Annotated in this window: 9 protein-coding genes; 3 read left to right on the top strand and 6 right to left on the bottom strand. The window is 68.6% G+C overall.

Features of this window, described 5'->3' with window-relative positions; all coding sequences use genetic code 11:
- Positions 1–229 precede the first annotated feature (229 nt).
- Complete coding sequence (locus BN10_RS07945) at positions 230–1,705, top strand: DEAD/DEAH box helicase (RefSeq protein ID WP_084310978.1); 1,476 nt, start codon at positions 230–232, stop codon at positions 1,703–1,705.
- Between the two features lie 77 nt (positions 1,706–1,782).
- Here the strand turns inward: BN10_RS07945 and ddaH are convergent, their stop codons facing one another.
- Complete coding sequence (gene ddaH / locus BN10_RS07940; RefSeq protein ID WP_040751076.1) at positions 1,783–2,547, bottom strand: dimethylargininase; 765 nt, start codon at positions 2,545–2,547, stop codon at positions 1,783–1,785.
- 117 nt (positions 2,548–2,664) lie between these two features.
- Between ddaH and BN10_RS07935 the strand changes: the two genes are divergently transcribed.
- Together BN10_RS07935 and BN10_RS07930 are read left to right on the top strand one after the other, a co-directional pair.
- Positions 2,665–4,158: an APC family permease gene (locus BN10_RS07935; protein WP_010850708.1), complete on the top strand. Its 1,494-nt coding sequence runs from the start codon at positions 2,665–2,667 to the stop codon at positions 4,156–4,158.
- Complete coding sequence (locus BN10_RS07930; RefSeq protein WP_010850707.1) at positions 4,155–5,039, top strand: universal stress protein; 885 nt, start codon at positions 4,155–4,157, stop codon at positions 5,037–5,039. The genes BN10_RS07935 and BN10_RS07930 overlap by 4 nt, the downstream gene beginning before the upstream one ends.
- A 13-nt stretch (positions 5,040–5,052) precedes the next feature.
- On the opposite strand, the gene BN10_RS07925 is transcribed toward BN10_RS07930, so the two are convergent.
- The 5 genes from BN10_RS07925 to BN10_RS07900 all read right to left on the bottom strand — a co-directional run bounded on the left by BN10_RS07925 (position 5,053) and on the right by BN10_RS07900 (position 10,917).
- Positions 5,053–7,422, bottom strand: coding sequence for a transketolase-like TK C-terminal-containing protein (locus BN10_RS07925; RefSeq protein WP_010850706.1), 2,370 nt, complete (start codon positions 7,420–7,422; stop codon positions 5,053–5,055).
- Positions 7,419–8,447 (bottom strand): 1-aminocyclopropane-1-carboxylate deaminase, encoded by a 1,029-nt coding sequence (locus BN10_RS07920; RefSeq protein WP_010850705.1) that lies wholly within the window; start codon positions 8,445–8,447, stop codon positions 7,419–7,421. Before BN10_RS07920 ends, BN10_RS07925 begins: the two co-directional genes overlap by 4 nt.
- Before the next feature lie 70 nt (positions 8,448–8,517).
- A complete protein-coding gene (locus tag BN10_RS07915; protein ID WP_010850704.1) occupies positions 8,518–9,180 on the bottom strand; it encodes a GntR family transcriptional regulator in 663 nt (220 codons plus the stop codon).
- A gap of 440 nt (positions 9,181–9,620) precedes the next feature.
- Complete coding sequence (locus tag BN10_RS07905) at positions 9,621–9,887, bottom strand: acyl-CoA-binding protein (RefSeq protein ID WP_010850702.1); 267 nt, start codon at positions 9,885–9,887, stop codon at positions 9,621–9,623.
- Entirely contained in the window at positions 9,880–10,917 is a 1,038-nt protein-coding gene (locus BN10_RS07900; protein ID WP_010850701.1) for an aspartate-semialdehyde dehydrogenase, read from the bottom strand. Before BN10_RS07900 ends, BN10_RS07905 begins: the two co-directional genes overlap by 8 nt.
- Positions 10,918–10,927: the final 10 nt, after the last annotated feature.

Raw genomic sequence — 10,927 nt, 5'->3', positions numbered from 1 at the left:
CCCGACCACACCCATACCTGTGTCCCGGTGCGAGTTGTGGTCCGAACAGGGTTCTGGTCCGAACAGGGTTGTGGTCCGAGACAGGTGCGCCCGTCGCGTAGAATGGTCGTCAACAGGTCCGCTCAGTTCTGCCTCGGACCGCTCTCCCCTCCGACCGCCGGACACCGACGTCCGCGGCTGCATGGAGCGGAAGACCCCGACTCGTCAGCCCCTGACCCGTCGATGCCGAATGCGCCGCGAGACGTCGCGCCGGGCAGAACGACCTTCCCACGGAGCTGTGAACCCCTTGTCCATCAATACCTTTGGCGCGCTCGGCGTGCCCTCCAGCCTGACCTCGGTCCTCGCCGACCGCGGCATCACCACCCCCACCCCCATCCAGGCAGCCACCCTGCCTGACTCCCTCGCCGGGCGCGACGTCCTGGGCCGAGGCCGCACCGGGTCCGGCAAGACCTACGCCTTCCTGCTCCCCCTCGTCGCCCGCCTGGCGGCCTCGGGCACGCGGCGCACCCCCAAGCGACCGCGCGCCCTGATCCTGGCCCCCACCCGCGAGCTCGTCACCCAGATCGACGAGGCCCTCCAGCCTCTGCTCGCAAGCAACCGGATGTCCAGCCGCACCGTCTTCGGCGGGGTCGGGCAGAACCCACAGGTTGCCGCCCTGCGCCAGGGCATCGACGTCGTCGTCGCCTGCCCGGGTCGTCTCGAGGACCTCATCGGTCAGGGCCACGTCAGCCTCGACAAGGTCGAGATCACCATCCTCGACGAGGCCGACCACATGGCCGATCTCGGCTTCCTGCCCGCTGTCCGACGACTCCTCGACGCCACCCCGCGCGGTGGTCAGCGGATGCTCTTCTCGGCCACCCTCGACGCCGGCGTCCAGGTCCTCGTCAAGCGCTTCCTCGACCATCCGGTCACCCACGAGGCCGACTCGGAGCAGTCCCCGGTCGCGACGATGGCCCACCACGTCCTGCACGTCGAGGGTCACCAGCACCTGCCGGTGCTCCTCGACCTGGTCGCCGCACCGGGCCGCACCGTCGTCTTCACCCGCACCAAGCACCGCGCCAAGAAGTTGGCCCGCCAACTCAACGCCTCCGGCGTCCCGGCGGTCGAACTCCACGGCAACCTCTCCCAGAACGCCCGTACCCGCACGATGGACGCCTTCCATTCCGGCGCGGCCCAGACCCTGGTCGCGACCGACATCGCCGCCCGCGGCATCCACGTCGACGATGTCGCCCTCGTGGTCCACGCGGACCCGCCGGTCGAGCACAAGGCCTATTTGCATCGGTCCGGCCGCACGGCGCGAGCCGGCAACGAGGGCACGGTCGTGACCCTGATGACCGACGAGCAGGTGCGCGACGTGCGTGACCTGACACGCAAGGCGGGGGTCAAACCGACGACGACCAAGGTTGCCGCCGGCCACCCGCTGCTGCGCGAGTTGGCGCCGGGCGAGCGCATATTCCCCGGCGGTCTGGCCCTGGCAGCGCCGCAACCCTCGGGTTCCGGCGGTGGACGCGGTCGCTCCCCACGGGGGTCAGGTCGCGGCAACGGCCGCGGCCAGGCATCGCCCGCCCGAGCGATATCGACCGGCCGAGCGACCACCACCTCCGGGTCACCCCGGGCCGGATCGTCGAGCCGCGCGTCCCAGGCGCCCAGAGGCGCAGCGGCGTTCTCCTCGGCCGCTCGGCCGGGGCGTCGCGCCGGGCGCTGAGACCCCGGCCTGAGCATCGGGCGCGCACACGCACCGACAGGCATCATCCGTGGATTGATGGTCCGCAGCTCTGCCAATCAGGCCCGCACGCGCACCGACAGGCAGGTCACACAACCCTCGAGCTTCTCGAACTCGCTGATGTCGGTCGTCGTCACGGTGTAGCCGCGGCCACGCAGCAACTCGGCCGTCCGTGGGGCGCTGGCCGCCATGAGGAGATGACCCTCGCCGACGATGACGACGTGGGCTCCTCCCTCCTCGGGCATGCCCTCGTAGCGAGGGAAGGCGCCGGGCCAGTCAACGACCGGATCCCAACCGATGACGGTCTCGTCGGGCAACGCCGTGACCGCGGACTTCAGGTGCAGCGCTCGCTCGACGGTCACCGCCTGGACGGTCCAGCCGCGGTCGCGCACGTGGTCGGCGAGTTGTTGGATGCCGGCGCCATTGGTCCGGCCACCCAACCCCACGTATGCCGTGCGGCCCACCTTGAGCACGTCACCTCCGTCGAGCGTGCCCTCACCCGAGATCCGGACGGACTCCAGGCCAAGGCCACTGATGGCCTCGGCAACCCCCGCGACCTCTGGCTTGCGCTCTGCCGCACCGGGATTGGTCAGCACCGCGAGATCGTCGAACATGACGACGGCGTCCTCGACGAAGACGGCGTCGGGACAGTCTTCGGCGCCCGGGACCTCGATCGTCTCCCAACCCGCCGACCGAAGGCACCCGGCATACCCCTCCCATTGGGCAAGGGCGAGGTCGACATCGATCGGCGAGCGCTCGAGGTGTGTGACGAGACCGTCCGCGAGGCGGGGGCCGGGACGGCGGATGAGGGCGCGATTGTTCATCCGACGATTGTGCGCTGCCCGCGCGTCCACCGATGACCACTCTGCAGCCACCGGTCGCCTACTCGCCGGTAGGGGTCTAGGTTCAGCGGCACTTTCATCGTCTCCCCAGGAGGTGCCATGCCGACCATGTCGTTGGGTGACCAGCTGAAGCGGCGCAAGCCGATCGTCTTCCAGCACACGCACCATCAGGGCGAGGAGTTGGCACGCAACCTCTCGACCTTCCAGCTGATGATGTTCGGGGTCGGCGCCACGGTCGGCACCGGGGTCTTCTTTGTCCTCGGTGAGGCGGTCCCCAAAGCTGGTCCGGCGGTGCTCGTCTCGTTCCTCATCGCCGGCCTGGCCGCGGGCCTGAGCGCCCTGTGCTATGCCGAACTCGCCTCGGCGATCCCGGTGAGTGGGTCCACCTACTCGTACGCCTACCACGCGATGGGCGAGTTGGTCGCCGTCGTCATCGCCGGCTGTGTGCTCCTCGAATACGGCGTGGCCACCGGCGCCGTGGCCGTCGGGTGGAGTGGATACTTCAACGAACTGCTCTCGGAGACGATCGGTTGGCGGCTGCCGCAGGCGCTGTCCATCTCCCCGATCCCCGGCACCGACGGGGAACCCACCGGCGGCCTGATCAACCTGCCCGCGGTGGTGCTCGTGCTCCTCTGCATGGTCCTGCTGATCCGGGGCGCATCGGAGTCCGCGAGGATCAACGCGATCATGGTGCTCATCAAGTTGGGCGTCCTGATCCTCTTTGCGGTCATCGGCTTCACGGCCTTCGACGCCGACCACTTCTCCAACTTCTTCGGCAAGGGTCTCGCCGGCGTCAGCGCGGCCGCGGGCACGATCTTCTTCTCGTTCATCGGTCTCGATGCCGTGGCCACGGCCGGCGAGGAGGTGAAGAACCCCCAAAAGGCCCTGCCCCGAGCCATCATCGGCGCTCTCGCCATCGTGTCGGGCATCTACCTGGCCGTCGCGGCTGCCGGCCTGGCCGCCAAGCCGGTGTCCTTCTTCGAGGACAGTGACAACGCCGAGGCGGGCCTGGCCCTGATCCTCAAGGAGATCACGGGCAACGAGTTCTGGAGCACGATCCTGTCGGCCGGCGCCGTCATCTCGATCTTCTCGGTCACCCTGGTGACGCTCTATGGGCAGACGCGAATCCTCTTCGCGATCGGTCGCGACGGCCTCATCCCGCGCAAGTTCCTCGAGGTCAGCCCGAAGACGATGACCCCGACCTTCAACACGATCGTCGTCGCCATCGTCGTCGCCCTCATCGGCGGCTTCGTCCCCTCGGACTATTTGTGGGACACCGTCTCGATCGGGACGCTGGTCGCCTTCTCGATGGTCGCCATCGGCATCATCGTCATGCGACGGACCCATCCGGACCTTGAGCGACCCTTCAGGATCCCCGGCTACCCGGTCACGCCGATCCTCACGGTTCTGGCCTGCCTCTACATTCTCTGGGGCCTGGCCGCGATTACTTGGGTGATCTTCGGGATCTGGATCGCCATCGTCCTGCTGTTCTACTTCTTCTACGGTCGCCACCACGCCACCCTCAACACCTATACCGATCCTGAAGAGATCGCCGAGCCGGCCGGCCGTCGACTGCGGGAGGACGAGGAATGACCTACGTCGTCGGCTACAGCCCGCACAAGGACGACGCCTGTGCCCTGTCGGTGGCCGCACAGTTCGCCCGATCCGACAAGGACTCGGTCCATGCAGTCACTGTCGTCCCGCAGGGGTGGGAGGTCGCAGCGGGCAGCGCGACCGACGGTGACTTCACGGCGTGGGCGCAGGGCCAGGGTGAGGCCAGCGCCGAGGAGGCGCTGACCCTATTGGGTGCCGACGCCGGGGTGCCGATCGCCGCGAGCTGGGTGACCGGCCGATCGGTCCCGGCCGCGCTGTTGGAGCAGGTCGAGGCCCTCGACGCGGACATGATCGTCGTCGGCTCGGGCGCCAACGGGGCTCCCGGCCGGGTTGCCATGACAGCAAAGACCGACCGCCTCCTGCACTCCTCCCCGGTGCCGGTGGCGATCGCCCCCCGAGGGTATGCCGCGGAGCCGGGGTCCCGGTTCACCCGGGTCACCGTCGGGTTCCGCGACGACGACGCCACGTGGCACCTGCTCCAGCGGGTGGCGGACATCTGTCGTCGCACCGGTGCCTCGCTGCGCCTGGTGACCGTCGCCCTCGACCGACCCCCGATGTATACGGCCGCGGTCAGTGGGGCCGAGGACCTCGTGCGGGAACAGTGGCGTCGTCAGGCCTCGGCCGCTCAGGACGAAGCCGTCGAGCACCTGGTGGACGCCGGCTTCGCCCGGGACGAAGTGGAGACGGTGCTGGCCAGGGGTGCCACGTGGGTGGAGGCGCTCGACAGCGTCGAGTGGCATTCCGGGGACGTGCTCGTCGTGGGGTCCTCCTCCACACACCTGTTGACGCAGGTCTTCCTCGGGTCCAGCGCGGCCAAGATCGTGCGCGCCTCGCCTGTTCCCGTCGTCGTCGTCCCGTAAGGGCGATCCTGGCTCAGCGGAGAGCCAGAGCCGCCAGAGCGCCGTTGACGATCGAGCCCGGGGTGAGGTCGTGGATCTCGTAGAGATCATTCACGGTTCCCGACTGACCGAAGGAGTCGACGCCGAGCGACACGGCGGGCACCCCGAGGGCAGACCCGAGCCACGCCATCGCGTGGCTCGAAGCGTCGTGCACGGTGACGATCGGTGCGCGCATGTCGAAGGCCGCCCGCAAGGCACCCGGGATCGACGGCGTGGTCGCCGTGCGGATGCCCTGGCGCAGCGTGCGCTGCCACGCGGCATACAGGCGGTCGAGGCTGGTCACGTCGATGACGTGCGCCGCGATGCCCTCGTCCTCCAACTCCGCTGCCGCCGCGAGTGCCTCGGGGACGACCGCGCCGGAGGCGGCGATCTGGACCGTCGGCATGCCGTCGCGCTGGCCGGCGTCGACCAAGCGATAGGCGCCGGCGAGGACCTGGCGACGCATCGTCGCATCGCCGATGCGTGCACGGGCATCGTCGAAGGGAGCCTGGTCGAGGGGGCGCGTGGTGAGCCGGAAGTAGTAACACCCGTCCTGCGCCTGGCCGACCGCGTCGGCCCGACCGGGGTCGGCTACGTGGGCGAGTGCGTCGCACAGCAACCAGTCGAGCGCCGCGGCATATGCCGGCTCGATGAGCGTCGTGTTGGGCAACTCCAGACCGACCGAGGCCGTGATCGTCGACTGGTGCGCTCCACCTTCCGGCGCCAGCGTCACGCCCGACGGGGTGCCGGCGACCACGAAGCGAGCACCGTTGTACGCGGCATACACGAAGGCATCGAGACCACGGAGCACGAAGGGGTCGTAGAGGGTCCCCACGGGCAGGAGTGGCTGGTCGGACAGATCCCATGACAGGCCGAGCTGGCCGAGGAGCAGGAAAAGGTTCATCTCCGAAATGCCGAGCTCGATGTGCTGTCCCGCAGGGCTTTCCGTCCACTTGACGAGTGGATCAGGGCTCCAGGTCCGCTTCTCCTCAGGCGCGAAGACCCCGGTGCGGTTGATGAAGCCGGCGAGGTTGGTGGAGGTGGCGACATCGGGCGCGGTGGTCACGAGGTGCTTGCCCACAGAGTCGTCACGCGACAGGTTGACCAGGACGCGTCCGAAGGCCTCCTGCGTGGACATCGGCTTGGCCGAGCGCAATTCGGTCGACACGGGCACCGAGATCGGTGCCCGACGGGTGGGCGCAGGTCGCTCCATGATCTGGGATCGCACGCCCACCCATTGGCCGGCCTCGCTCGTAGGATCGATGCGGTCCCACTCGGTGGCCGTCGTCAGCCCGATGCGGGTGCGCAGGTCGTCGACCTGCTCGGTCGTCAGCAGCGCCGAGTGGTTGCGGGGGTTGCCGGCGATCGGCAGGCCCCATCCCTTGACGGTGTAGGCGAAGACCACCGACGGGCGGTCCGTCACGGCGTCGCACTCGGCATAGGCGGCGAGCATGGCGTCGATGTCGTGACCACCGAGGTCGGTGACGAGGGTCGCCAGGTCCGCGTCCGGCATACCCTCGAGGAAGGTGACCACCTCGTGCGGCGCCCCCTCGAGGAAACGCTCGCGCACCGCTGCGGGCTCGAGGCCGAAGAGGGACTGGTAGCGCTCGTTGGGCATGGCGTCGATCCAGGCCTCAAGACCGGCTCCCCCGGGCCGGCCGTATGCCGCGGTGAGACGCGGCCCCCACTTGACCTCGAGCACGTGCCAGCCGGCCGCCTCGAACTGGGCCCGCCACTGGTGGATCCGGATGCCGGGCACGACCCGGTCGAGGGACTGACGGTTGAAGTCGACGATCCACATGACCTTGCCCAGGCCCTGGGTTGCGTTGTCGGACACCGCTTCCCAGATGTTGCCCTCGTCCAGTTCGGCGTCACCGAGGAGCGCGATGAAGCGACTTGCCGGTCGTGCACCGAAGTGGGCATCGACATAGCGTCGCGTCGCGGCCGCGAAGAGGGGTGCCGCGGGTCCGAGGCCCACCGAACCGGTCGAGAAGTCGACCTGGTCGGGATCCTTGGTCCGCGACGGGTAGGACTGCAGCCCGCCCTTGGCCCGCAACGTCGACAGGTAGGACTTGTCGAGTCCGCCCAGGAGGTAGTTGATGGCGTGCAGCACCGGCGAGGCGTGGGGCTTGACGCTCACCCGATCCGCTCCATCGAGGTGGGCGAACCACAGTGCCGTCATGGCCGACACCAGGGAGGCCGAACTCGCCTGGTGGCCGCCGACCTTGACCCCGTCACCGGCGCCGCGGTCGTGGTTGGCCGAGTCGACGATGCGGGTGCTCAACCAGAGCACTCGCTGTGCGATCTCGTCGAGAACCTTGGTGTCCGGGCGAGAGTGCACCCGGGTTTCGGGAGAAGTGGTCATGCCGAAGGGTCCCACAGGCGGTGATAGGCATTGACGGCCTGCTGGCCTCCGAGGTGTGCGTAGAGGACGTTGCTGTCGGCGGGGATGTCCTTGTCCTTGACCAGATCGATGAGACCAGCCAGCGACTTGCCTTCGTAGACGGGGTCGGTGATCATCGCCTCGAGTTGGGCACCCATGGCGATCGCGTTCATCGTCGACTCGACAGGGATGCCGTAGAGGTCTCCCGCCCAGCCTTCGAGCACCTGGATCTCGTCGTCGCGGATGTCGCGCCCGACCTCGATGAGCTCGGCGGTGTGGCGAGCGATGCGTGCGACCTGGTCGCGGGTCTTCTCCAAGGTGGCGGAGGCGTCGATCCCGAGAACCCGGCGCTTGACGCCGGTCAGCTCCTCGAGGGCGGCAAACCCGGCGATCATCCCGGCGTGCGTCGAGCCGGTCACGGTGCAGACGACGATGGTGTCGAAGAAGACCCCGAGGGCCTTCTCCTGATCGGCGACCTCGAACGCCCAGTTGGCGAATCCCAGTCCGCCGTACTTGTGCTCGGAGGCTCCAGCCGGGATCGCATAGGGGGTGCCGCCGGACTCCTCGACTTCGCGCAGGGCGTCTTTCCACGAGTCGCGGATACCGATGTCGAAGCCGGCGGGGTCGAGGCGACTGTCCGCGCCCATCATCCGGGAGAGCAGGATGTTGCCGACCTTGTCGTTCACCGGGTCCTCCCACGGGACCCACTTCTCCTGCACGAGACGGCACTTCATGCCCAGGTGGGCGGCGACCGCGGCCACCTGGCGGGTGTGGTTGGACTGATAGCCGCCGATCGAGACCAGGGTGTCGGCGCCAGAGGCGATGGCGTCCGGGACGATGTACTCCAGCTTGCGGACCTTGTTACCGCCATAGGCCAGGCCGGAGGAGACGTCCTCGCGCTTGGCCCAGACCTGGGCGCCGCGAAGGTGCTGGGAGAGGCGCCCCAGGTGGTGGACCGGGCTCGGTCCGAAGGTCAGTGGGTAGCGGTCGAACTCGTGCAACTTCATCAGTGCATTCCTTTTCGTTGCGTCCGGCTCTGTGGTTGGTATGCCGTGATCTCGCCGGACATCGCGGGTCTCAGAGCGTGTCGAGCAGGGGTTGGAGGGTCTGCCACGTCTCGTGGCTGACATCCGCGGCGGCCTCGGCATCGCCGTCCTCGGCGAGGTCGACGAGGCGCTCGTGGAGAGCCAGGGAAGACCGGCCGGAGAGTGAGGAGAAGCGCAGCCGCTCGACCCGTCGCAGGACGGGAGTGAACTGGTCGAGAACGGCCGCGAGGGCCTCGTTTCCGGTGGCGCGCACGGGGATGGCGTGGAACTCATCGTCCGCGGCCAGCGCGGCATCGGGGTCCTGCCTGCGCATCGCCCGAGCGAAAGCACGGTTGGCCTCTCTCATCGCGGTCAGGTCATCGGCAGTGAGCAGCGGCACGGCTTGCTGCACGGCGAGCCGGTGCATGGCCGCGACCACGCCCTGCGCGTCGCGAATGGTGCGCACGTCGAGGGGAGCAACCGTCGTCGAGCGGCCGGGCGCAGTGGTGACCAAGCCGGCGGCACCCAGCCGCATCAGCGCCTCGCGCACCGGAGTGCGACTCACCCCCAGCCACTGCGCAAGATCCAGGTCGCGCAGTTGCTCCCCCGGCGCGAAGGTGCCATCGACGATGGCATCGCGCAGCCGCGTGTAGACGTCATCGCGCAGCAGGCCGCGCTTGAGGGCGCTGGACCCATCGCTCATCGGGATCGGCATGCAATATATTGCACATCAGCAACGGCCTGCTGTCAACGCCGCGGGCCAGCACCCCAGAGCCGGCAAACAGTCGAGTGAGGAGAACACGCCGTCTCAGCCCTGCGGCATACGGCATGTTCTCCTCACTCGACTGTCCGGGAGAGGAGCGAAGAGTCAGGCGCCGCGCAGGCCGATCGCGGTGCCAGGGCCACCTCGAAGCCGTCGACGTTGTAGCCCACCTAGGAGGGAGTGTCCGTGTGGGGGTCGCCGAGGACCGCGGTGTAGACCTTCTTGGCGGCGCCCATGTCGGAGACCGGGATGACCAAACTGCGCATGGCTGCGCTCATGCGCCCCACCCTATGGACAGCCGCGCCACCCGAGATGCTGGCGGTCACGGCTGGCGCCGGCTGAGGCGCCCACGACAACCCAGACCGGCGACACGCCGAACCGGTTGTCGCTCATCACTTCTCGGCAGCAAGGAGGGCGCGGACCTTCGCGATGTAGTCGGCCTCGGCGTCCGCGGCGGAGGTCCCCTCGACCGCCGCCCAGGCGTCATACTTCGCGCGACCCACAGGATTGGTGAAGCCGGGGCGCTTGCCCGTCACGTCACCCTCGGTGGCCTGCTTGTAGAGCCCGTAGAGGGCCAGTTTGGTGTCGTTGCCCGGATCCTTGGTCAACGTCGGGACGGCGGCGACAGCGTCCTCGAAGGTCTTGATCTGCTCAGCCATGACGCTTCATCCATTCCTCGGCGACCTGCACGGCGTTGAGTGCCGCGCCCTTGCGCAGATTGTCACCCACGACGAAGAGCACGAGGCCCTTTCCGTCCGGCGCGCCCTGGTCGGCACGAACCCGGCCGACGTAGACCTCGTCGCGGCCGGTGGCCTCGAGCGGGTTCGGGACGTCGGCGACGACGACACCGGGCGCGTTCTTGAGCAGGTCCAGTGCTTCCTCGGGCGAGATGTCCTGCGCGAACTCCGCGTGGATGGCCAGACTGTGGCCGGAGAAGACCGGCACACGCACGCAGGTGCCCGACACTCGCAGGTCGGGCGCGTGGAGGATCTTGCGCGACTCGTTGCGCAGCTTCTGCTCCTCGTCGGTCTCGCCGCTGCCGTCGTCGACGAAGGAGCCGGCGACGGGGACAACGTTGAAGCCGACGTTCACGGCATACACCTGGGGCTCGGCGAGGGCGAGGGCTCGGCCGTCGAGCGCCAATTCCTTGGGGTCGCCCGCGGCATACCCACTCCTGAGTTGGGAGTCGAGCTCGGTGAGCCCGACGCCACCCGATCCGGAGACCGCCTGGTAACTCGACACGTGGAGGCGGACGAGGCCGGCCTTGTCGTGGAGTGGCTTGAGGACCGGCATCGCGGCCATCGTGGTGCAATTCGGGTTGGCGACAATGCCTTTGGGGATGTCGAGGAGGTCGTCACCGTTGACTTCCGAGACCACGAGCGGCACATCAGGGTCCTTGCGCCAGGCGCTGCTGTTGTCGATGACGACGGCGCCGGCCGCGGCGACCTTGGGCGCCCACTCCTTGCTCGTGCCGCCGCCCGCACTGAAGAGCGCGATGTCGATGCCGGAGAAGTCCGACGTCGCGATGTCTTCGACGATGACCTGCTCGTCACCCCACGGGAGCTGCTTGCCGGCGCTGCGCGCCGAGGCGAAGTAGCGGATCGACGTCACGGGGAAGCCCCGCTCGGCGAGAAGGGTGCGCATGACCTGGCCGACCTGACCGGTGGCTCCGAAGACTCCGACGTGCATGGGGTCAAGT

The organism is Phycicoccus elongatus Lp2, assembly GCF_000367525.1.
In the GTDB taxonomy this organism is placed as follows: domain Bacteria; phylum Actinomycetota; class Actinomycetes; order Actinomycetales; family Dermatophilaceae; genus Phycicoccus_A; species Phycicoccus_A elongatus.
The sequence above is the reverse complement of the archived record's forward strand: the minus strand, read 5'-3'. Positions and strand labels throughout refer to the sequence as shown.

Coding starts and splice junctions, on each gene's coding strand:
- BN10_RS07935 (WP_010850708.1), top strand. CDS start 2,665: ATGCCGACCATGTCGTTGGGTGACCAGCTGAAGCGGCGCAAGCCGATC.
- BN10_RS07930 (WP_010850707.1), top strand. CDS start 4,155: ATGACCTACGTCGTCGGCTACAGCCCGCACAAGGACGACGCCTGTGCC.
- BN10_RS07905 (WP_010850702.1), bottom strand. CDS start 9,887: ATGGCTGAGCAGATCAAGACCTTCGAGGACGCTGTCGCCGCCGTCCCG.
- BN10_RS07945 (WP_084310978.1), top strand. CDS start 230: ATGCGCCGCGAGACGTCGCGCCGGGCAGAACGACCTTCCCACGGAGCT.
- BN10_RS07915 (WP_010850704.1), bottom strand. CDS start 9,180: ATGCCGATCCCGATGAGCGATGGGTCCAGCGCCCTCAAGCGCGGCCTG.
- BN10_RS07925 (WP_010850706.1), bottom strand. CDS start 7,422: ATGACCACTTCTCCCGAAACCCGGGTGCACTCTCGCCCGGACACCAAG.
- ddaH (WP_040751076.1), bottom strand. CDS start 2,547: ATGAACAATCGCGCCCTCATCCGCCGTCCCGGCCCCCGCCTCGCGGAC.
- BN10_RS07900 (WP_010850701.1), bottom strand. CDS start 10,917: ATGCACGTCGGAGTCTTCGGAGCCACCGGTCAGGTCGGCCAGGTCATG.
- BN10_RS07920 (WP_010850705.1), bottom strand. CDS start 8,447: ATGAAGTTGCACGAGTTCGACCGCTACCCACTGACCTTCGGACCGAGC.